At 71.6% G+C, this 22641-nt stretch carries 16 protein-coding genes; 4 read left to right on the top strand and 12 right to left on the bottom strand.

Annotated elements, in window-relative coordinates:
- The first annotated feature begins 325 nt into the window (after positions 1–325).
- A complete protein-coding gene (locus tag P0L94_11185; GenBank protein WES63017.1) occupies positions 326–6664 on the top strand; it encodes a fibronectin type III domain-containing protein in 6339 nt (2112 codons plus the stop codon).
- Positions 6665–6859: 195 nt separating this feature from the next.
- Here the strand turns inward: P0L94_11185 and P0L94_11180 are convergent, their stop codons facing one another.
- The 10 genes from P0L94_11180 to P0L94_11135 form a co-directional block, all read right to left on the bottom strand.
- Positions 6860–7606 (bottom strand): cupin domain-containing protein, encoded by a 747-nt coding sequence (locus P0L94_11180; protein WES63016.1) that lies wholly within the window; start codon positions 7604–7606, stop codon positions 6860–6862.
- Positions 7603–8505, bottom strand: coding sequence for a PmoA family protein (locus P0L94_11175; protein ID WES63015.1), 903 nt, complete (start codon positions 8503–8505; stop codon positions 7603–7605). The genes P0L94_11180 and P0L94_11175 overlap by 4 nt, the downstream gene beginning before the upstream one ends.
- The gene (locus P0L94_11170; GenBank protein ID WES63014.1) at positions 8498–9619 is read right to left on the bottom strand and encodes a Gfo/Idh/MocA family oxidoreductase; all 1122 of its coding nucleotides are present in this window, start codon (positions 9617–9619) and stop codon (positions 8498–8500) included. Before P0L94_11170 ends, P0L94_11175 begins: the two co-directional genes overlap by 8 nt.
- 401 nt (positions 9620–10020) lie before the next feature.
- Positions 10021–10893: a phosphonate ABC transporter, permease protein PhnE gene (gene phnE / locus P0L94_11165; protein WES63013.1), complete on the bottom strand. Its 873-nt coding sequence runs from the start codon at positions 10891–10893 to the stop codon at positions 10021–10023.
- On the bottom strand, positions 10890–11708 hold the full coding sequence (phnE, locus tag P0L94_11160; protein WES63012.1) for a phosphonate ABC transporter, permease protein PhnE: 819 nt from the start codon (positions 11706–11708) through the stop codon (positions 10890–10892). The genes phnE (P0L94_11165) and phnE (P0L94_11160) overlap by 4 nt, the downstream gene beginning before the upstream one ends.
- Positions 11705–12511, bottom strand: a complete 807-nt coding sequence (phnC, locus tag P0L94_11155) for a phosphonate ABC transporter ATP-binding protein (protein ID WES63011.1) — start codon at positions 12509–12511, stop codon at positions 11705–11707. The genes phnE (P0L94_11160) and phnC overlap by 4 nt, the downstream gene beginning before the upstream one ends.
- A 65-nt stretch (positions 12512–12576) precedes the next feature.
- Positions 12577–13566, bottom strand: a complete 990-nt coding sequence (phnD, locus tag P0L94_11150; protein ID WES63010.1) for a phosphate/phosphite/phosphonate ABC transporter substrate-binding protein — start codon at positions 13564–13566, stop codon at positions 12577–12579.
- A gap of 149 nt (positions 13567–13715) precedes the next feature.
- Positions 13716–14402 carry a hypothetical protein gene (locus P0L94_11145; GenBank protein WES63009.1) on the bottom strand — a complete coding sequence of 229 codons (687 nt, stop codon included), beginning with the start codon at positions 14400–14402 and terminating at the stop codon, positions 13716–13718.
- Positions 14399–16042 (bottom strand): phosphoglucomutase (alpha-D-glucose-1,6-bisphosphate-dependent), encoded by a 1644-nt coding sequence (pgm, locus tag P0L94_11140; GenBank protein ID WES63008.1) that lies wholly within the window; start codon positions 16040–16042, stop codon positions 14399–14401. The genes P0L94_11145 and pgm overlap by 4 nt, the downstream gene beginning before the upstream one ends.
- A gap of 44 nt (positions 16043–16086) precedes the next feature.
- Entirely contained in the window at positions 16087–16587 is a 501-nt protein-coding gene (locus tag P0L94_11135; GenBank protein ID WES63007.1) for a flavodoxin domain-containing protein, read from the bottom strand.
- A 69-nt stretch (positions 16588–16656) separates the two neighbouring features.
- Here P0L94_11135 and pheA point away from each other — a divergent pair, with 69 nt between their 5' ends.
- Positions 16657–17619 (top strand): prephenate dehydratase, encoded by a 963-nt coding sequence (pheA, locus tag P0L94_11130; protein WES63006.1) that lies wholly within the window; start codon positions 16657–16659, stop codon positions 17617–17619.
- 222 nt (positions 17620–17841) lie between these two features.
- Here pheA and P0L94_11125 read toward each other — a convergent pair whose 3' ends face one another.
- Together P0L94_11125 and P0L94_11120 are read right to left on the bottom strand one after the other, a co-directional pair.
- Entirely contained in the window at positions 17842–18900 is a 1059-nt protein-coding gene (locus P0L94_11125) for an LLM class flavin-dependent oxidoreductase (protein ID WES63005.1), read from the bottom strand.
- Positions 18901–19122: 222 nt separating this feature from the next.
- Entirely contained in the window at positions 19123–20484 is a 1362-nt protein-coding gene (locus P0L94_11120) for a deoxyribodipyrimidine photo-lyase (GenBank protein WES63004.1), read from the bottom strand.
- A gap of 168 nt (positions 20485–20652) precedes the next feature.
- On the opposite strand from P0L94_11120, the gene P0L94_11115 reads away from it, so the two are divergent.
- Both P0L94_11115 and P0L94_11110 read left to right on the top strand, forming a co-directional pair.
- Complete coding sequence (locus tag P0L94_11115; protein ID WES63003.1) at positions 20653–21042, top strand: hypothetical protein; 390 nt, start codon at positions 20653–20655, stop codon at positions 21040–21042.
- Positions 20942–22570, top strand: a complete 1629-nt coding sequence (locus P0L94_11110; protein WES63002.1) for a LuxR C-terminal-related transcriptional regulator — start codon at positions 20942–20944, stop codon at positions 22568–22570. Before P0L94_11115 ends, P0L94_11110 begins: the two co-directional genes overlap by 101 nt.
- The last annotated feature ends 71 nt before the right edge of the window (positions 22571–22641 follow it).

Raw genomic sequence — 22641 nt, 5'->3', positions numbered from 1 at the left:
AGGAGGTCCGTAATCACCTCGACGGCGAGCGTGAAACGTTTCGCGGCCGAGGTTAGGGCAGGTCCGCGGCGCCGCGCAACCGACGCGCGGAGCATCGAGAAACGTTTCGGAAAGCCCTTGCCAAGCGCTCGCCGGTCGTGCGAGACTGCTCGCACCTTCGCTGGGAATGCGTTTTCCAGCGAGGGGTCCGAAACGCCGGCGCCGGCCGGCGGCAACTGAACACCGACAGGGCTCGAGTCCGTACGCGCCCGGTTCACCGCGAGAGGATGCCGCACGGCCGCGGCATCCGTTCGCTCCTTTGCCGATGCAGACACAAGGAGGAACCGTGCCCCTTCCGTTCGAGCGGTCAGACGCCGCGAGACACGAGCACGACAGCTTCACGCCACCGCCGACGCGCGCCGCCCGCGGGCGCAGGATCACCGCAGCCGCCACGAGCGCCATCGTCGCCGGGGCGCTTCTGGCGGCCGTCCCCGGCGCCGCCGCCACCGGCATCGAGCCGAACGACGAGGGCGTGTACCTCTTCGACTTCGGCACGGGGGCCAGCCCCGTCGCCGACGGCTGGACCGAGGTCGTCCCCGGAACGGCGTACGACGCCGAGGCCGGCTTCGGCATCGTCACCGCGGACGGGGTGTCGCTCATCTCGCGCGACCGCACCGGAAGCACCGACCCCGCCGATCCGATGACCAACGACTGGGTCGGGGGCGGAACGTTCGAGTTCGTCGTCGACCTCCCCGACGGCGAGTACGACGTCGCCGTGACGTCCGGCGACCAGCTCGACGGGACCAGCACCGTCACGACGGATGTGACCCTGGAGGGCGAGGAGGTCGGCCGGGTGTCGGCACGCCGGGCCGCCGTCACCGAGACCTTCCGCACCGTCGTCGAGGACGGCCAGCTCACCGCCGGCTTCTCGGGCAGCGGCATCGCCGGGCTCGTCAATGGCATCGAGATCGCACCGGTCGTGCCCACGGTCCCCGCCGACGTCGTCATCACGCGCGTGGCGTACAACGTCGTCGAGCTCGGCTGGAGCGCCTCGGACGGCGCCGCGGCCTACACGGTCGAGCGCGCCGACGTCGATGCATCCGGCGAGGTGGGCGCGTTCGCAGCGGTCGCCGAGGTGGCCGAGACCGACTACGCCGACGACTCGGTCACCGTCGGCGGATCGTACGCGTACCGCGTGATCGGCGTGAGCGCGTACGACGTGGTGTCCGACCCCTCGGCCGTGGTCGCCAGCGGCGAGATCCCCGAGCTCGAGATCCCCGTCGCGGCATCCGACCTCGCGGTCGCCCAGGTCACCACCGACGCGGTCGTGCTCACGTGGTCGGCCGTGCCCAACGCCGAGACCTACCTCGTCGAGCGGGCTCCCGTCGGCACCGAGGACTTCGCCGTGCTCGGCACGGTCGATGTGCCGGGCTACACCGACTCCGGCGTCGACACCGACGTCGCCCACAGCTACCGCGTCACCGCGAGCAACCCCGCCGGAACGTCGCCGGCGACGATCGTCGACGCGCCCGTGTACATCTCGCCGGATCCGCTGCCCGACGGTGAGGTCGTGACGTTCGACTTCGGCCCGGGCGCCGTCGCGGAGGGTGCGCTCCCGGTCACGAGCGCCACGGCGTTCGACCCCGAGTGGGGATACGGCTTCACCGCACTCCCGACCGCGGAGGCGCCCGACGTCGACCGCGGCGGCGACGACGCGCTGCGCGACGACTTCGTCGCGGCCGACGGCGGCGTCTTCGAGATCGACCTCGGCGAGGGCGACTACGCGGTGCAGCTCATCGCCGGTGACGCCGAGGCCGAGAGCGTGCTCACGATCACGGCCGAGTCCATCCAGAAGGTGCAGCAGAACCCGCAGCTGGCGGGCGACTACCTCGAGATGGCCTTCACGATCGCGCTGGTCGACGGCATGCTGACGCTGGAGCTGGGCGGCGGCGAGACGGCGGCGCTGAACGCGCTGACCATCACGCGCCTTCCCGGTCGACTGGCCGGCGCCATCACCACGACCTACATCTCGGGCGACTCGACGGTGCAGACCTACGACCCGATCGCCTACGCGCCGCAGGCGGGCTGGGGGCAGATGATCGACCGGTTCTTCGCCGACGACGTCGCCTTCGCCAACCACGCGATCGGCGGCCGCTCGTCGAAGAACTTCATCACGCAGGGGCGTCTCGACGAGATCCTGCGAGCGATCCGCCCCGGCGACTACCACCTGATCCAGTTCGGCCACAACGATGCCACGCAGGGCGTCGACGACCGGTACGCCAGCCCCGAGGACTACAAGGAGTACCTGCGGGTCTACGTCGAGGGGACGCGTCAGCGCGGCGCGACCCCGATCCTGGTCACGCCGGTGTCACGGCGCAGCTTCGACGCCGAGACCGGCGAGTTCAACGTCAGCTTCCCCGAGTACGTGGCGAAGATGACCGAGCTCGCGGTCGAGGAGGACGTGCTGCTGGTCGACCTGTCGGCCTCCAGCCGCGCCTACCTGAACGAGATCGGGCCCGAGGCGGCCAAGGCGGTCTTCCTGCACGTCGACCCGGGCATCTTCCCCAACCGTCCGTCCGGAACGGTCGACGACACGCACTTCCAGGAGTACGGCGCCATCCAGATGGCCCGCCTGATCGCTCAGGACGTCGCCGACCTCGCCGACCCGCTCTCGGAGAAGGTCGTCGACGTCGAGCCGCCCGCCGAGGTGCCTGTCGCCCCTCGGAACCTGGTGGCCGGAGCCATCAGCAACGGCGGCGCGACGCTCCAGTGGGACGCCTCGCCGACGGCCGACATCTACAAGATCTACCGCCGGACCGTTTCGGACCCCGAGGGCGAGTTCGCCCTGGTGGGCAGCGTCACGCAGACCAGCTCCATCGTGCAGGGACTCGAGGAGGGCGTCGAGTACGAGTACTACGTCGTGGCGGTCAACGGCCGAGGCGACTCCGAGCCGAGCGACGCCGTGCGCTTCACCACCAAGGAGGCGCTGTACAAGTTCGACTTCCAGCTGACCGGCAATCCGCTGATGCCCGGCTACACCGAGGTGACGCCCGACATGGGCTACTCCGAGGACCGCGGCTACGGCTTCGAGACGCCGCTGGCCTGGAACGCCGGCCGTGACCGCGGCGATGCCGGCGGTGCCGCGAACGACCTCGTGCGCGACTTCATGCTCCCCGGCGACTCGAACACCTTCATGCTGGACGTGCCCAACGGCACGTACTCGGTGAAGACGTACTCGGGCGACTGGATCGGAACCACGCGCACCAGCTTCCGCGTCGAGGGGCGCGACGCCGGCACCGGAAACGCCGGGCGCGGCGGCGTGAACGAGACCCTTCGCGGGCCGTTCCTCGTCACCGACGGGCAGCTGAACGTCGAGGCCTACGGCAGCGCCGCGGGCACGCGCTTCAACGGACTCGAGGTCACGCCGATCCTCCTCGGCCCGACCGGGTTCGAGCTGATCGGAATCGACGCCGACCCGGCGGCGCCGACGGTGTCGCTGGCGTGGGACGACGAGCCGGGCCTGACCTGGAACGTGTACCGTCAGTCGCCGTTCGACACCGATCCGGTGCTCGTGGGCGTGGTCGGCGAGCCCGCGTTCGTGGACACGAGCGCGCGGGTCGGCCTCGACTACGCGTACCACGTGACCGCGGTCGATCAGACCGACCTGGAGTCGGTGCCGTCCTCGACCGTCGAGGTGTCGTTCATCGACGAGAGCGTCGACGTCCCGGCCGCGCCCGCCGACCTGTCGGTGCAGCGCATCGAGAAGCGCGAGGTGGAGATCGGATGGGCCGCGCCCGTCGACGCGCTCTATCATCTGGTGTTCCGGTCGACGGTCGCCGGTGAGCAGGGCGAGCTGGTCGGCGTCGCCGACACCAACCGGTACACGGACGCCGCCGAGGTGCTCACCACGATCCCGTATTACTACACGGTGATCTCGGTGAACGCCGGCGGCACCGGTCCTGCGTCGGAGCAGCTGGAGACCGAGGCGGTCACGGTGCTGCAGCGGCAGGCCGAGTATCTCGACCGGGCTCCGCTGGCGGTGCAGACCGACGAGGGCGTGCTGGTGACGTGGCGACTGCTCGGCACCGACCCGGCATCCGTCGCCTTCCACGTGTACCGCGACGGGACGCAGATCACGGACGAGCCGATCTCGGACTCGACCAACCTGCTCGACGCAGACGGCACGGCGGACTCCACCTACTTCGTCACCAAGGTGCTGAACGACGTGGAGACCACCGAGACCGAGGAGTTCGCCGTGCAGGCGGCCGACTACGTCCCGGTGCCGCTGCGGAAGCCGGCCGACTCGTACACGAAGGACGGCCAGCCCTACTCGTACACGGCGAACGACGTCAGCGTCGGCGATGTGGACGGCGACGGGCAGTACGAGTACGTCGTCAAGTGGTACCCGTCCAACGCGAAGGACAACTCGCAGGCCGGCTACACCGGGAACGTCTACCTCGACGCCTACCGCCTCGACGGCACGCGTCTGTGGCGGATCGACCTCGGCGTGAACATCCGCGCCGGCGCTCACTACACCCACTTCATGGTCTACGACTTCGACGGGAACGGCGGGGCGGAACTGATCGTGAAGACCGGTGACGGGACGATCGACGGCGTCGGTCAGCCGATCGGGAACGCCAGCGCCGACCACCGCAACAGCTCGGGGTACGTGCTGAGCGGGCCGGAGTACCTGACGGTGTTCGACGGGCGGACGGGCGCGGCGATCGACACGATCGACTACACCCCCGAGCGCGGCGATGTCGGGGCCTGGGGCGACGGGTACGGCAACCGGGTCGACCGGTTCCTCGCCGGTGTCGCCTATCTCGACGGCGAGAAGCCGAGCGCGCTGTTCAGCCGCGGGTACTACACCCGCGCCGTGATGGCCGCCTACGACTTCGACGGCGAGAAGCTCATCGAACGATGGGTGATCGATTCGGCCGATGACGGTTCCTACGGCTTGTACGGCCAGGGCAACCACTCGCTCGCGGTCGCGGACGTCGACGGTGACAGCAAGGACGAGGTGCTCTTCGGATCGGCCACGGTCGACGACGACGGCGAGCTGCTCTACTCGACGGGCCTCGGGCACGGCGACGCGCAGCACACCAGCGACCTCGATCCGAGCCGTCCCGGCTTCGAGACGTTCTCGGCGCACGAGGACATGTTCCGGTCAGAGAACCGCGGCGGCACGATGCGCGACTCGCGCACCGGCGAGATCCTGTGGGAGATCCCGGCGACCGTCGACACGGGCCGTGCCGCCTCGGGCGACATCGACCCGCGCTACGCCGGCGCCGAGAGCTGGGCGATCGGCGGCGACGCCTCGTGGAACAGCAGGGAGGGATACCTGATGGCGGCCGACGGCACGCGCATCGGCGACACCATCCCCGCGGCCAACTTCATGGCCTGGTTCGACGGCGACCCGTTGCGCGAGATCGTGGACCACACGTTCTACCAGGAGCCCTACTACGGCACCCCGACGGTGGCGAAGTGGAACTGGGAGACCCAGGAGGAGGAGATCATCCTCGAAGACTCCGGGGCCCGGTCGAACAACGGCACCAAGGGAACGCCGAACGTGCAGGCCGACCTCTTCGGGGACTGGCGCGAGGAGATCGCGTGGCGCTCGGCCGACTCGAGCGAGCTGCGCATCTACTCGACCACCGACGAGACGGATCTGCGCATCCCGACCCTGATGCACGACACCATGTACCGCACGGCCGTCGCGTGGCAGAACACCGGTTACAACCAGCCGCCGTGGCCGAGCTTCTTCATCGGAGACGGCATGGCGGAGCCTCCGCTGCCCTCGATCGCGGTCACGGGCTCGCCCGCGGGCGGATCGGACGACACCCCACCGGTGCTGTCCGGCCTCCCTGCCGACGGGTCGCTCGTGCCGGAGTCGGGTTCGCTCACCGTCGACGTGACGGCCGAGGACCCCGAGTCGGGAGTCCGCAACCTCGACATCGCGTTCGACGGCGAGCCCGTCGCCAACGGCGACGTCGTCGAGCTGGACGGCCTGGTCGGCCCGCACACGCTGTCGGTGCGCGCGGTCAACCACGACGGCCTGGTCTCGACCCGGACCGCGCAGATCCTGGTCTTCGCGGACGAGGGCGCGACCGAGGCCCCCGGCCGCGGTCACCTCTCGTCGAACTCGGGCTGGGAGAACGGACTGCGCGACGGCACCTACACGATCTCGATGAACCTGTGGTGGGGCGTCAACGGATCGGTGTTCCGTCTGTACGAGGACGGTGAGCTCATCTCGACGCAGCTGCTCGAGCCGGACTCGCCGAACCCACAGATCGCGACCGTCGAGGTGTCCGGCAAGAGCAACGGCACCTACGTCTACACCGGCGAGCTCGTCAACGCGGCGGGCACGACCGAGACGAAGTCGGTGACCGTTCGGGTGAGCGAAGCCGCGCCCGCCGCGCCCCGGCTGTCGCACGACAACCGGGACGGGGACGGCAACTACACCGTCAGCGCCGACCTGTGGTGGGGTACCAACGGCACGCTGTATCGGCTGTACGAGGACGGGGTTCTGATCGACGAGCAGGAGCTCGTTGCGGCGAGCCCCGATGCGCAGCACGTGTCCACGTACGTCGTGGGTCGAGGCCCGGGCACGTACACGTACGTGGCCGAGTTCTCCAACGCGGCCGGCGCCACCAGCTCGAAGGAGCTGACGGTGCGGGTGCGCTAGCGGGATTGCGAAAGGGCCCGGCATCCTCGAGAGGGTGCCGGGCCTTCGCGCGTCCGGCCGCGGGGAGTCCTTCGCCTCGGCCGCGGGGCGCGCTTCGTCTCGGTCGCTGCGCGTCCTCGCTCAGGGCTCGAGGGCCGCCCTCGAGCGCGGGTGGCGACGCGCCCTCGCTCAGGGGTCGGGCGACGCGTCGTCGCGTCAGGAGCCGGGCTCTTCGGGGGACGGCCAGTCCCACGTCTGCAGGCGCCCGCACATGCCGTAGCCGCGCTCGCCGGGAGTCCGCTCGCCGCGGACGACGGCGGCCTCGGCGAGGATGCCGGGCTCGCCCGACGCGAGGCGGTCGAGCTGCGCTGCGGTCCTCGCGGTCTCGGTCTCGACCGTCGCCGACCACAGGCGCTGCCAGCGCTCGACGCTCGGCTGCACCAGACGCGCGGCGCGCCTGTGGAGCGCAGCGAGCGCCGCGGGCCCGTGCGCCTCGAGGTCGTCCAGGAGCTGCCGGTAGCCGCGCAGCGCCAGGTCCCGGCGGGCACGCACGGCCTCGGCGCGGTCGGCTTCCGAGCCGGCGGCCGGCACCGTCGCGGCGCGTCGATACGCATCCGGATCGTCCAGCACATCGACGGGGAAGGTCAGCACGGCGTCGCCGGCCTCGGGGAGCCCGGTGTTCTGCATGACGACGACGAGTTCGAGATCGCCGTGGTTCACGAGCCGGTGGACGGTGCCCGGCGAGAACCAGACGACCTCGCCCGGCTCGAGGGCGTGGACGGCCCGGCCTGCGGCCGAGATGGTGTGCACCTCGCCCGTGCCGCCCGTGACGACATATCCCTCGCTCGATGCGGTGTGCAGGTGCGGCGAGCCGCCGCGGCATCCGTCCTCGGCCTGCCAGTCGTAGACCTGCAGGCCGCTGACGGCCACGCCGCCGGGGAACAGCGGGGGAGTGTCGCTCACGGCGCCAGCTCCGTCGCGAGCGCCCGAACGTCGTCGGCGTCGGGGATGCTGTCGAGGAACACGTGGCGGTGCGACAGCGAGACGTCGTCTCCGGGTGCGAGGACGATCGGCTCGTCGAAGGACGCCGACGGGCTGATGATCGGGAACGGCTCGCTGCGCACGAACCATCTGACGGCGGGCGCGCCGGTCGAGACGCCGGCGAAGACGAGCACCGTGCCGCCCCCGTCGACCTCGTCGTGCTCGCCCGACAGGGCGAGCCACGCGGTCTCGGCGCCCATGAGCGCATCGGCGTCGTCGGAGTCGGCCGACAGCACGCGGCCGCCGGTCCACGCGCGCGGCATGCGGATCGCGAAGCCGGTGTAGCCGGCGTTCGGCCGTCCCTCGGTGGTGGGGCTGCCGAGCTCGAGCTCGCGGTCCGAGACGTTGCGCAGCGTCGTGGCGAAGTCGAGCATCCAGAAGCCCCGCGCGGCGTCGAGACCGTGGAACCGGTGGGTGCGCGTCTCGGTGAACCACTCGTCGCCCGCCTGCGTGATCCACGTGAGCTCCTCGGTGAACGACACGTCGTCCCCGGCATCCGTCATCGTCGTGAAGCGGTCGTGGCGCATGCGCCCGACGTTGTCGAGCTGAACGTAGCCGGTGTCGCGCTGATACGTCGGGCCGCCCCAGAAGTTCTGGCCCGACACGGCGGTCCACGTCATCTGCAGACCCTTGTGCCAGCGGTGATCCCACGGGCGGAAGGCCGAGAGGACGGCTCCGTCGAGGGCGCGGACCGGGTGCATGTAGGGCTTCGGGCCCTCGGAATCCGCCCCGCCCGGGTCGAACACGTAGTGCGCGATGTCGACGCCGCCCGCGGTCACGACGGCCTCGGTGCCGGTCAGCGCGATCGAGAAGTCAGACACGGGCCGGCTCCTTCCCGAAGGCCCGCGCGGCGGCGGCCGGGTCGCCGCCGTGCATGGCGCGGGCGAAGGGGTCGTCGGGGGTGAGCTCGTCGCGCCGGACCGGCCGGCCCTCGACGGCGGACTTGTACATCCCCGCAACCAGCTCGAGACTGCGCCGCCCGTCCGCGCCGCTCGCGGGCGGGCGCTCGCCGCGGCGGTACGCGTCGACGAGCACGCGCAGCTGCGCGGCGTGCGAGCTCGCCTCGTCGGTGTCGGGGACCCAGTCGTCGGCCTGGGCGGCCTCGACGTGCGGCGCCGGCGTCCAGCGCCAGTGCGAGTTGTCGTAGCCGTAGAGGTGCTCGACCTCGACGGTGGCGTCGTCGAAGTCGAACCGCAGCAGGCTCGACTCGCGCGGCGACAGGAGGCTGTTGGTCATGACGCACATCGCGCCGGACTCCAGCCGCACGATCGCGGCCGAGACGTCCTCGGTCTCGGTGTCGCGCGCGAGGGTCCCCATCATGGCGGTGACCTCGGACCAGTCGCCCAGGATCGACAGCGCCAGATCCATCTGGTGGATGCCGTGCCCCATCGTGGGGCCGCCCCCTTCGGTCGCCCACTTCCCACGCCACGGGACCTCGAAGTAGGCGTCGTCTCGGTACCAGAGCGTGTGGCACTGGGCCACGCGCGGGGCGCCGAGCGTCCCCTCGTCGAGGTGACGGCGCAGGCGCCGTCCCGCCGAGCCGAAGCGATGCTGGAAGACGTAGGAGGCGTACGGGCCGCTCTCGCCCTCGTGCGCGGCCATCTCGTCGTAGTCGGCGAGGCTCAGCGCCGGGGGCTTCTCGCACCACACCCAGGCGCCGGCGTCGAGGGCGGCGATGGTGGCGCCCTTGTGGGCGCCGGGGGGAGTGGCCACGACCACGAGGTCGGGGGCGGATGCCGCGAGCATCGCGGCGACGTCGGTGAAGGCATCCGTCACGCCGAACTCGTCGGCCGTCTCGCGGGCACGCTCGGCGTCGACGTCGACCACGGCGGCGATCTCGATCTCGGGGTGCGCGGCGAGAGCCGGCAGGTGGATGCCGCGGGCGATGCCCCCGGCGCCCACGACGGCGGCGCGGATCGGTGAGTCGGCGGTCATCGGACAGGAGCTCCGTCGCGTTCTGTGCGCATGTCCTCCATTGTTCCCCAGTTTGCTGGAAAACGCTTGCCCAATCGTGGATCCGGGCGCATTCGGTCCGTCGCCGCATCTGTCCCGGCTCCTGCCGCATCCCGTCCCCGGGCCGGCATCCGCTCCCGGGTCGGCATCCGCTCCCGGGTCGGCATCCGCTCCCGGTCGGCATCCGTCTCCGCTCCCACCGCATCCCGTCCCCGGGTCGGCATCCGCCCCCGGTCGGCGTCCGTCTCCGGTCGGCCCTCTCATCGGTCTGTGTCCCACTTCTGGCCGCCCGGCGTCGCCGCAGGCGGCCAGCAGTGGGACACGGATGCCAGGGACGCCGGGATGGGGCGCCGGCGGGCGACCGGGAAAGGTCGAGCCTGCGCTCAGACGATCGCTTCGGCTTCTTCGCGACGCTCGCGCCGACGCGTACGGCGGCTGCCGCCCGAGATGATGCGCGCGCGCACCGCTCCCGAGACGGTGTCGACCAGGATCGTCACCACGATGATCACCACGAGCGTGATGCCGATCTGCGCCCACTCGCGCCGGTTGAACAGCTGCGACAGCAGCGACCCGATTCCGCCTGCGCCGATGACGCCCAGGACGGCGCTCGCGCGGATGTTGATCTCGAACCGGTACAGCCAGAACGCGACGATCTCGGGCAGGGCCTGCGGCAGGATCGCCCACCGGATGCGCTGCGAGGCGCGCGCGCCCGACGCGACCGCCGCCTCGACGGGGCCGGGATCGATGGACTCGACCGCCTCGGCGGTGAGCTTGCCGAGTGTTCCGATCGAGCCCACGCCGAGCGCGAGGGCGCCGGTGAGGGGGCCGAGACCGAAGATGGGCATGATCAGCACGATCGCCAGGACGATCTCGGGGAGGGCGCGGATCGCGTTCAGGAACTGACGCACGACCACCACGACACCGGCCGGCGCGATCGTGCGCGCCGCGAGGAATCCCAGCGGCAGCGACAGCACTGCGCCGATGAGCGTGCCGATCCACGCCATCTGCACCGACTCGAGCATGCGGCTCGTCGCGAGCGTCCAGTACTCGCTCCACGGGTCGGCGAGCGGGTTCTCCACGACGCCTTCGCTCATGAGCCCGGCGTAATTCACGAACGATCCGGGGAGGTCGAGCATGCGCGCCCAGTTGGCGTCGACGGCCCAGATCGCCAGCACGACGATGACCGCCGACACGACCAGCCAGATCGTCGGCCACAGCTTGCTCGGCGGCGTCGGCCGCAGCGCGGGGGCGCTCACGTGATCCTCCGCCGGATGACCTGCGATGCGATGTCGACCAGCAGCACGACGACGAACGTCGCGATGAACAGTGCCGAGACGTTCTCCCATGCGAAGCGGCCGAGCTGGACGATGATGACGTTGCCGATGCCGCCGGCGCCGGCGAGGCCGATCACGATCGAGGCGCGGATGTTCAGCTCGAACACGTACAGGCTGTAGCTCAGGAAGTTCGGGAGGACCTGCGGGTACACCGCCCAGCGTGCGCGGTCGACGCCGCTCGCGCCCGACGCGTCCACGGCCTCGATCGGGCCCCGGTCGACGGCGTCGATCGACTCGCTGGTGAGCTTCGCGACGATGCCCAGGTTGAACATGATCAGCGCCAGGATGCCGGCGAGCGAGCCGACGCCCACGAGGGCGACGAACAGGAACGCGTAGCCGATGTCGGGGATCGAGCGCACGACCGACAGCGACCACTTGACGACCTGGTGGGCGACGGGATTGCTCAGGGTGACGTTCGACGCGAGCATCGCGGCGATGAGGCCCGCGGTGCAGCCGACGAGGCTGGCGAGCACGGCGATCGACAGCGTCTCGAACCACGCGTTGCCGACCTGGAAGATGAACCCCCAGTTGGGTGCGAGGAACTGCTCGATGACCACCCATCCGCGGGCGAAGTCGGTGAACAGCGGCACGAGTGTGAAGTCGATGCCGAGTCCCGCCCACACCGTCAGGACGGCCGCGGCTGCCAGTCCGGCCCACAGCGTCCACGACGGGCGGGGCTTGGTCGGGCGGCGGGGCGCGGCCGGCGCCGGACGCGCGGCGGGGGCGACGCTGGTCATGACGGTGCGTCGCCCGTCGTCGCGGTCGTCGGGCTCTCGTCGCCCGGGAGGACGTCGGACGCCGTCAGGGAACGCCCGTAGATCTCCTCGAAGACGGCGTCGTCGGCCTCGTCGGCCGTGCCGTCGAAGACGATGCGACCCTGGCGCATCCCGATGATGCGCTGGCCGTAGCGGCGGGCCAGATCCAGGAAGTGAAGGTTGACGACGGTCGTGATGCCGAGTTCGCGGTTGATGCGCTCGAGGTCGCGCATGACCTGGTTGGCCGTCGGCGGGTCGAGAGAGGCCACCGGCTCGTCGGCGAGGATCACCTTCGGCTCCTGGGCCAGGGCGCGGGCGATCGCGACGCGCTGCTGCTGCCCGCCCGAGAGCTGCGAGGCGCGCACCCACGCCTTGTCGACGATGCCGACGCGCTCGAGGGCCTCGAACGCCAGCTCGCGATCGCTGTGCCTGAACAGGCCCAGCATCGATCGCCACAGCGGCGTGGCGTGCAGGCGGCCGACGAGGACGTTGTTCATGACGCTCGTGCGCGTGACCAGGTTGAACGACTGGAAGATCATGCCGACCTGGGCCCGCAGGCGCCGGAGCTGCCGCTTGCTCGCGCCGCTGACGACGCGATCGTCGACCTGGAGGGTTCCCGAGGTGGTCGGGACGAGTCCGTTGATGGTGCGCACCAGGGTCGACTTCCCGGCGCCGGACAGGCCCACAACCACGACGAACTGGCCGTCCGGGATCTCGAGGTCGATGCCGTCGAGTCCGAGCGTGCCGGTCGGGTAGCGGACCGAGACGTTGTCGAAGCGGATCACAGAAACTACTACTCTTTCGACTCCGGGTGGAGGGACGCGCCCTCCACCCGGAGTGATGGATCAGGTCAGCCGAAGTTCTCGTAGACGGCGCGCGCCTGGTCGATCGCGTCGAGGTCGGCGGGCACGAGGCCGTCGATCTCGTAGACCGCGTCGAGCGCCGCGGCGCCCTCCTCGGTGTCGGCGATCGCAAGGAACGCGTCGGTGATCTTCTGCTGCCACTCCTCGGACAGCGAGCCCGAGACCGAGACGCCGTCGTTGGGGATGAGGGTCGAGTGGGCGAACACGACGACCTCGGTGCCCACGTCCGGCGTCTCCTCGGCGATGCTGCTGCGGGCGTCGTTGAAGCTCACGCCGACGGTCGCGTCGCCGTCGTACACGGCGCGGACGGCGTTGGGGTGCCCGCCCGCGAAGAAGGCGCCCGACAGGTCGAACGGGTCGAGCCCGACGCTCTGAAGCTGCGTCGCGGGGTAGTAGTACCCCGACGCGCTGCCCTCGTCGACGAACGCGATGAGCTCGTCCTGGGCGATCTCGGCGAGGGCGTCCTCGCCGAGCGGGCCGACGTTGCCCTCTTCGGTGCCGTTGCAGAAGAGGTAGTCGACGCCGTCGTCATCCGTCTCCGTGACGATGTCGGTCATGCAGAAGCGGTCGGGCTCGTTGGTGAACCACTGCGTGACGTAGACGCTGTCGCCGAAGCGCACGGACTGCAGCACCGGCACGGCGCCCGCCTCGTCCTGCGCCTGCACGAGGCCGATGGGGCCGAACATGCCGATCTGAGCCTGGTCGGTCTGCATGGCCACGACGAGACCGGCGTAGTTGTCGGTGATGTTGACCTCGACCGGCACGCCGAGCTCGTCGCCCAGGAGCGCCGCGAGGGTGTCGCCGTCGGTCACGAGCTGGTCGACGTCCTGCGAGGGCACCAGGCCCAGGACGATCGACTCGGGATCCGCGGCAGCGGTCTCTTCGGTGCTGGTGCCGGCGCCGCCCGCGCAGCCGGCGAGCGTCAGCCCGAGCCCCGCTGCGACGGCGACGGTGCCGAGGATTTTGTGATTGCGCACGTCGTTCTCCTTCTTGGTCTCGTCCGCGATGCTGTGAGTCGCGCACTCCGGCCCAACCTAGCCATCGTCACGCACCCGCCCGGCGGGAAACAGCCAGACGTAGCCTGATGTTTACAGAGCCGTCGTCCTGCCGTTAACGGGACCGAGGATCACGCCCCGCGCGCCCACGCGGCGATGGCCGGGACGAGGCCGTCGAGAGACGCAGCACTCCAGTCGGCGGGACCGCGTCTCAGCGCGAACCGGTCGATCAGGCCCGTCCTGCCGCCGAGTGCCCGCACCGGCTCGAGGTCGTTGCGCCAGATGTCGCCGATGCTCGCGATCGCCTCGCCGCCGTCCGCGCCGGCGACGTCGGCGATGATGCGCGCGAGGCCCGCCGGCTTGCCCGCATCCCCGACGACGGCGTCGAACAGGTGCGTCATGCCGAGCCGCTCGAGGATCGGGTCGAGGCCGTCCCGCGGCGCGTTCGTGACCAGCACGACGCGTCCGCCTGCCGAGCGCACGGCGGCGCTGAGCTCGTCCAGCCCGGGAGCGCGCTCGGCGTGGATCTCGCCCGCGGTCAGTCGAGCGCGGCTGGCGAGGTACGTGCGGCTGATCCGCTCGGGCGACAGCTCCACCGCCTGGGCGATGCCCCACGCCGCCTGGTAGACGTCGTCGGCGTGCCGCAGTGCGTCGTCGGCGTCGGCGGCGCCGAGCGGATCCTCGATCCACGCGTGCACGCGACGCAGCAGGTCCGCGCCCTCGGCTTCGACGTCGAGCGCCGCGGCGTAGTCGAGCGCTGGTGCGTCGCCGATGCAGGCCGTTCCATCGAAGTCGACGATCAGGGTGCGCGGCGTCATGCGTCGGCGAGTGCCGCGCCGACGACTGCGCGCGCCTCCTCCTGCACCTGCGCGAGGTGCTCGGGTCCCTTGAGGGACTCGGCGTACAGCTTGTACACGTCCTCGGTGCCCGAGGGTCGCGCGGCGAACCAGGCGAACTCGGTCTGGACCTTCAGGCCGCCGATCGCGGCGCCGTTGCCGGGCGCATGCGACAGCTTCGCGGTGATCGGGTCGCCCGCGAGCTCCGTCGCGGTGACGGTCTCGGGGGCGAGCTTCGACAGGGCCGCCTTCTGGGCGGGCGTCGCCGGGGCGTCCACGCGCTGATAGGCCGACGAGCCGTACTCGGCCTCGAGTTCGGCGTAGCGCTGCGAGGGCGTCTTGCCGGTGACCGCGAGGATCTCGGCGGCGAGCAGGCACAGCAGGATGCCGTCCTTGTCGGTGGTCCACACCGAGGCGTCCTTGCGCAGGAACGACGCGCCGGCGGACTCCTCGCCGCCGAACACCACCGAGCCGTCGAGCAGGCCCGGCACGAACCACTTGAAGCCCACGGGAACCTCGAGCAGCGCGCGGCCCTCCGCTGCGACCACGCGGTCGATGATCATCGAGCTCACGAGGGTCTTGCCCACGGATGCCGAGGCGGGCCAGCCGGGGCGGTGCGCGCACAGGTAGTCGATCGCGACCGCCAGGTAGTGGTTCGGGTTCATCAGGCCGGCGTCCGGGGTCACGATGCCGTGGCGATCGGCATCCGCGTCGTTGCCGGTGAGGATGTCGTACTCCTCGCGGCGGGCGACCAGCGACGCCATGGCCGACGGCGACGACGGATCCATGCGGATCTTCTCGTCCCAGTCGAGGGTCATGAAGCGCCACGTCGGGTCGACCTCGGGGTTGACCACCGTCAGGTCCAGGTCGTACTTCTCGCCGATCAGCGCCCAGTAGTCCACCGAGGCGCCGCCGAGCGGGTCGGCCCCGATGCGCACGCCCGCCGTCTTGATCGCCTCGACGTCGATGATCTGACCGAGGTCCGCGACGTAGTGCTCGCGGAAGTCGTAGTGGTCGAGCGTGTCGCCGTCGATGTCGGCGTACTTGGTGCGCTGGACGCCTTCGAGCCCGGCCGCGATGAGCTCGTTCGCGCGGGCGGCGATCCAGCCCGTCGCGTCGGTGTCGGCGGGGCCGCCGTGCGGCGGGTTGTACTTGAAGCCGCCGTCGCGCGGCGGGTTGTGGCTGGGCGTGACGACGATGCCGTCGGCGCGGCCGGCATCCGTCTCGGTCCGCTCCTTGTTGTAGGCGAGGATCGCGTGGCTGAGCGCGGGCGTCGGCACCCACGAGTCGCGCGAGTCCACACGCACGTCGACGCCGTTGGCCACGAGCACCTCGATCGCGGTGCGCTCGGCGGGCAGCGACAGCCCGTGCGTGTCGCGCCCGAGGAAGAGGGGGCCGGCGATTCCCTGGCCGTTGCGGTAGTCGACGATCGCCTGCGTCGTGGCGAGGATGTGCCATTCGTTGAAGCTCGTCGACAGACTCGAGCCTCGATGGCCGCTGGTGCCGAATGCGACGCGCTGCTCGGGGACCTGAGGGTCGGGCCTGCGGTCGTAGTAGGCGTTGATCAGCTCATCGATGTCGATGAGGTCGGATGCTTCGGCGGGCTGTCCTGCGCGACTCATGGTCCCAGTCTGTCATTGCGGGACCCCGTGCGCGCGGACCGGTTTCAGAGTTGGTCGGCGATCCTGTCCGCCCAGGTGCGGATCTGCTCCCAGTCGCGCAGGTCGCGGTACTGCTCCGGGGTGTTGCGCGACATGGCCGTTTCGATGAATCCGTGCGGATCGTCCGGGAGCCGGCCGCCGAACACGACGTGCTCGCGAACGTGCAGCGCCTCGGCCTGCTGCATGACGGCGGCGGGCTCCAGCCAGGCCGAGTCCTTCTCGTCATCGCCGCTCGGCTCGCCGACGGGGCCGGTGCTGAAGACCCAGAACGGGATGAGCGCGAGCGCGTCGGCCTCATGCGTGAGGAAGCGCCGGGCCTCACGGCGCCATCGGCCCATGTACACGGCGCTGCCGAGCACGACGGCGTCGTACCCGTCGACGCGGGCCTCCCGGGCGTCGACGCAGTCGGCCGCGTGCCCGTGGCCGCGCAGTTCGTCGGCGATCGCCTCGGCGATCTCGGCGGTCGAGTGATGCTTGGTCGCGTAGGCGACGAGGATCCGTGCCATGCCTCCACGATGGGCGGCGGATCGGCGTGCGACCAGGGGCGAAGGTCCCTGGCTAGGCTGGACGGCGTGATGAGCGATCTCGACGCCGCGGCGCAGACCCGCCGCACGTACAGCTTCCTCGGCCCGGCAGGCACCTTCACCGAGGCGGCTCTGGCGCAGGTCGCCGAAGCCCGCGATCAGCACTGGCGGCCGGTGCACAACGTCGGCGAAGCGCTCGCCGACGTCGTCGAGGGCCGCTCGGACGCGGCGATGATCGCGATCGAGAACTCCGTCGACGGCGGCGTGTCGACCGCGCAGGACGCGTTGGCGACCATGCCCGGGCTGCGGATCATCGGCGAGTACCTCGTGCCGGTGGACTTCGTGCTCGTCGGCCGGCCGGGCGCGCGGCTCGAGGACGTCTCGCTCGTCTCGGGCCACCCCGTGGCGTACGCGCAGTGCCTGCAGTGGCTCACGCGCACGCTCCCCGGGCACGCCCACATCCCGGCGGCGAGCAACGTCGCCAGCGCCGTGGGGCTGCTCGACGGCACGAGCGACGCGGATGCCGCCATCGCCGCGCCCGGCATCGTCGAGCACCACGACCTCGAGGTGCTCGCCTCGGGGATCGGGGACAACCCGAACGCCGTGACGCGGTTCGTGCTGGTCAGCCGCCCGGTCGTGCCGCCGCCGCCGACGGGCGCGGACAAGACCTCACTCATCGTCGAACTCCCCGACGACCACCCCGGCGCACTGCTGGAGATGCTCGAGCAGTTCGCGACGCGCGGCATCAATCTGTCGCTGCTGGCGTCGCGCCCCATCGGCGACGAGCTCGGCCGGTACCGCTTCGTCGTCGACGCCGACGGCCACATCGAGAACGAGCGCATGGCCGATGCCCTCATGGGGCTGCGCCGCTTCAGCCCGAAGGTGATCTTCCTGGGCTCGTATCCGCGCGCGGATCGCGCGCTCGTGCGCTACCCGGACCGCTACTCCGACGACGTGTTCGTCGAGGCGCGCGACTGGCTGCGCAGCCTCATCAGCGGCGAGCCCGGGGTCTGACCGGTCGCGCGCCATCCGCGGGACCGGTCGCGCGCCGTCCGTGGGTGCGGTCGCGCGCGAAACTCCACGGATCGGCGGTGGAGCCGGGCGCTGCGGGCGCTCCGGGCGCCGCCGGGCCGTCGGATCCGTGGAGTTTCGCGCGACGGGCCCGCGCGTGGGCCGATTCGCCCGCGCGTGCGCCGATTCACCCGCGCGTGCGCCGATTCACCCGCGCGGGGCGGGTCAGCCCAGCGCCGCCGCCAGGAGCTCGAGCGTCTGCGTGCGGCCGGGCGAGGCGTCCAGCGGCTCGGAGTCGTACGAGCCGGCGATCGGCGAGATCATCACCTCGTCGACGGCGTGCTTCGCCGCGAAGGCCCGGATGTCGGATGCCACGTCCTCGCCGGTGCCGACGAACCACGTCGATCGCGCCGACGCCATGATCTGCGCCCCCATGCCGTCGACCGCGGCGGCAGACGCGCGCGCCTGCTCGACGGTCTCGGCCGGGATCAGCGGCTTGTTCGTCCGCAGGCGCATCATCGTCAGCTGATTGGGGAGCGACCGCTCCTCGGCCTCGTCGCGCGTCGGCGCCGCCAGCGCGTTGACGGTCAGGAATGTGCGGGGCTCGGGATGCCGCTCGTTCGGCTGGAACTGCGACCGGTACAGCTCGAGCGCCCGCTCGAGGCCCTGCCCCGAGAAGTGGTTGGCGAAGACGTAGGGGAGGCCCGTGGAGGCCGCCAGCTGCGCGGAGTAGTCGCTCGAGCCCAGCAGCCACACCTCGGGAGCACCGGTCGCGGCCGGAGTGGCGTGGATGTCGTACGTGCCTCCCGACGAGAATCGCACCGAGGCCCCTTCGGGCGACACGAGGGCGGCGATGTCACGGACGTGCTCGGGGAACCGCTCCACATCGCTCGTGGTTCCCGACTGGCGCAGCAGCTGGGTGATCACCGGGTCCGAGCCGGGCGCGCGGCCGAGGCCGAGGTCGATGCGCCCGGGGGCGATGGCCTCGAGCGCGGCGAACTGCTCGGCCACGACCAGCGGAGAGTGATTGGGCAGCATCACACCGCCTGAGCCGACGCGGATGCGCGTCGTGCGCGCCGCGGCCGCGGCGACCAGCACGGGCGGCGTCGTGGACGCCACGGCGGGCATGTTGTGGTGCTCGGCGAACCAGTACCGGCGGAAGCCGAGTCGGTCCGCCGCCTGCGCCAGATGCATCGAGGAGGCGATCGCCTCGGCGCTGGTCTGACCGGTGCGCACCGGCACCAGGTCGAGGACGGACAGGGCGGGGGCCGCGGTGATGCTCATCCTGGAAGTCAACCGCGCCCCCGCGGCGGACTATTCCGCGTCGTCTGCGCGCACGGCCGGAGCTCGCGGGGACCTCCCGAATCCCGGAGGATCGGGAGGTCCCGGGCTCCGACGTCCGGAGGATCGCGCAGTGTTCGGACCGGGGGAGCCGCACCCGTCCGCGATCGCGGTGCGACTGTCGAGTTCGGGCGGGTGGACGGACGCTCCGCGCGGGCGCGGTGCTCACCGCGCCCGCTTGACCGCCTCGTACGCGTCGAGCGCGGCCTGCCGGGACGCCTTGAGGTCGACCAGCGGCTCGAGGTCGGCGCTGTCGGGAGCCCACCGGCCGATGTACTCCCCGTGCCGGTCGAATTTCTCGGCCTGCAGCGCCGGATTGAACACGCGGAAGTAGGGGGCGGCGTCGGCGCCCGACCCGGCGACCCACTGCCAGTTGAAGGGGTTCGCGGCCGAGTCCGCGTCGACGAGCGTGTCCCAGAACCACTCCTCGCCCCGGCGCCAGTCGATCAGCAGGTTCTTCACCAGGAACGACGCCGTGACCATGCGCACGCGGTTGTGCATGAATCCGGTGCGCCACAGCTCGCGCATGCCGGCGTCGACCAGGGGGACGCCGGTGCGGCCCTGCTGCCACGCCTCGAGGTGGGTGGGCTTCAGACGCGGCCACGCGAACGCGTCGAACGGCGCGCGCCAGTTGCGCGTGGCGAGGTCGGGGAAGTGGAACAGCGTGTGCCACGCGAACTCGCGCCAGCCGAGCTCGGACAGGAAGCCCTGGGCGGGGCCCGGATGCCGGGACGCCGCCTCGGAGCCCACGGTCTCGTGCCACACCGTGTAGGGGCTCAGCTCGCCCCAGCGCAGCCGCGGCGACAGGTTCGACGTGACGCCGGCGGCAGGCTCGTCGCGGGCTCGGTCGTAGTCGGCGAGGTCCTCGTCGAGGAAGTCCCGCAGCCGCCGGCGCGCGCCGAGCTCGCCCGGCTCCCACGTCTCGCGCAGGCCCTCGGCCCAGTCGGGGTGCGTGGGCAGCAGCCCCCAGTCGTCGAGCTCGTCGGCTGCCGGCGCCGCCGCTGGTCCCGGGATCTCGCGCGGCTCCGGCAGTGGCGCGCGCGGCGCGGGCAGCGCCTGGCACGCCTTCCAGAACGGGGTGAAGACGGCGTAAGGCCGGCCCGATCCGGTCTGCACGGTCCACGGCTCGAAGAGGACGGATGCCGCGAGCGACGTCACGTCGACGCCGGCGTCCCGCAGACCCGCCTTCAGCTCGGCGTCCACGGCGCGCTCGGGGCCGCCGTAGCGGCGGTTCCAGAACACCGCTCCGGCTCCGGAATCCGCCACGACCTCGCGCACGATGCGGCCGGCGGGCCCGCGGCGCAGCACGAGTGCCGTCCCCCGTTCGCGCAGGCGCTCGCCGAGGGCGGCGAGGCTGTGGTGCAGCCACCAGCGCGCGGCGCCTCCGAGCGGGCGGATGCCGTCGGACTCCTCATCGAGGACGAACAGGGCGATGACGGGCTCGTCACGGTCGAGCGCCGCGCGCAGGGCGGGGTTGTCGGCGAGGCGCAGATCGTCGCGGAACCACACGATCGAAGGAGACGTCACGGCTCCATCCTGCCGTCACCGCGCGTGCCTGCGGCCGGGGTTGACACGTCCGCGCCGCCCGATGGGCGATGCGCCGGGTGATCCTGCACCGAAACGTGCAGACAGGCGTCCGAGGATGCATCGATCGGCCGACGCGCGGCGGGAACCGGCGTCCGTAGCGTCGGCGGCATGGACATCGCGATGCTCTCGGGCACGGTATCGACCGTGCTGTTCGCCGCGGCGAATCTGCCGATGGTGCTCAAGGCGCTGCGCTCGCACGATCTGCGCTCGTACAGCTTCGGGGCCCTCGTCGTCGGCAACGTCGCGAACGTGTTCCACACCGTCTACGTCTTCAGCCTGCCGTTCGGTCCCGTCTGGATCCTGCACCTGTTCTATCTCGTGTCGATGGGCGTCATGCTCGTGCTGTGGTTCCGCTACGGTCCCGCATCGCGACCGGCGCGGGCGATAGCATGCCCGCATGGCGGACCAGAGCGTCCTCGAGCGGGCGCGCGCGGCATTCCGGGAGCGCGACTGGGGCCCGGCCGTGGCGGACTTCGACGCCGCGCGCCGATCCGGTGACGTCGCGGCCGAGGATCTGCGCGCCCTGGCCGCGGGGCACTGGTGGCTGGGGCAGGGCCCCGAGTGCTTGAGTGTCTTCGAGGACGCGTTCCGTCGATCGCGGGCCGACGGGGCGGTCGAGGACGCCGCCGAAACCGCCCTGCTGCTGGCTCTGCTGCGCTTCACCGCGAGCGAGGTGACGGTCGGCGCCGCCTGGGCGCGGCGCGCCCGCCGGCTGCTCGAGCCGCTGCCCGATCGGCCGGCGCACGGCTTCCTCGCCTACCTCGAGGCGAGTATGGGGCTCGAGGGCGAAGAGCCGTGGTCCGCGGCGGGCGTCGCACGCACGGCGGAACTCGCCGAGACCACCGGCGACCCGGCTGTCGCGGCGCTGGCCGCGGTGGTCGCGGGCATGCACGACCTTCGCGCCGGCGACCCGGCGTCCGGCTTCGCGCACCTCGACGAGGCGATGCTCTCGGTGGTCTCGGGCGAGGTCGCACCCGAATGGGCCGGCGACGTGCTGTGCATCACGATCCACGCGTGCCATGAGCTGGCCGACTACCGCCGCATGGCCGATTGGACTCGCGCCACCGAGGCGTGGGCCGCCGGCTACGGCTCGGAAGCCGTGTACGCCGGCGTGTGCCGAGTCCACCGTCTCGAACTGAAGTCGGCGGCGGGGGACTGGACGGGCACCGAGGACGCGCTCGAGCGCGCATCCTCGGAGCTCGTCGCCGCCGACCCGTGGGTCGCGGGAGAGGGCTGGTACCAGCTGGGCGAGCTTCGACGGCTGCGGGGCGACGACGCTGGGGCGCGGCGGGCGTACGCGCTTGCGCGCGAGGCCGGCATCGATCCGGCCCCCGGTGAAGCGCTGCTCGAGTTGGATGCGGGGCGGCCCGAGCAGGCGTGGGGAGGTCTGGTCGCCGCGCTCGCGGGCCGCGACCGCCTCGCCCGGGCTCGCCTGCTGCGCCCCGGCGTGCGCATCGCCCTGGCGCTGCGCGAGCCGGACGAGGCCCAGCGCCTCCTCGAGGAACTGGAGGAGGACGCGCGCGACTTCGCGACGGACGGGTTCCGCGCCTGGGCGGAGCACGCCCGCGGCATGGTGGAGCTCTTCGGCGGTGACCCCGACGCAGCGCTGGTGTCGCTGCACGCCGCGCTCGACCGGCTCCGCCGCCTGCGGCTGCGCTGGGAGCAGGCCCACGTGCTGGAGTGGATCGCCGCCGCGCACGAGGCGCGGGGCGAGGACTCCACCGCCGCCCGGGTGCGCTCCGACGCCGAGGCGATCCTGACCGCGCTCGGCGCCGGCCCGCTGCCGGCGGTCGACACCGGCGCGGAGGTCGGTGGGACGATCGGGCCGCTCACCGAACGCGAGGGCGAGATCCTCGGGCACGTCGCCCGCGGCGAGGCGAACCGCGAGATCGCCGAGCAGCTCTTCATCAGCGAGAAGACGGTGGGGCGCCACCTGGCGAACATCTACCTCAAGCTGGGCGTCTCGTCGCGCACGGCGGCCGCGGCGTGGTGGCACGACGCGGCGGGCGGCGCCGGCGCACGCTGATCCGCGCACGGCCGGGCGATGCCGAACCGGTCTGCATCGGATCATGCACGTCCGGCGGCGGCGATTGCATG

The sequence above is a fragment of the Microbacter sp. GSS18 genome, assembly GCA_029319145.1.
GTDB lineage: Bacteria > Actinomycetota > Actinomycetes > Actinomycetales > Microbacteriaceae > Microbacterium.
The sequence above is the reverse complement of the archived record's forward strand: the minus strand, read 5'-3'. Positions and strand labels throughout refer to the sequence as shown.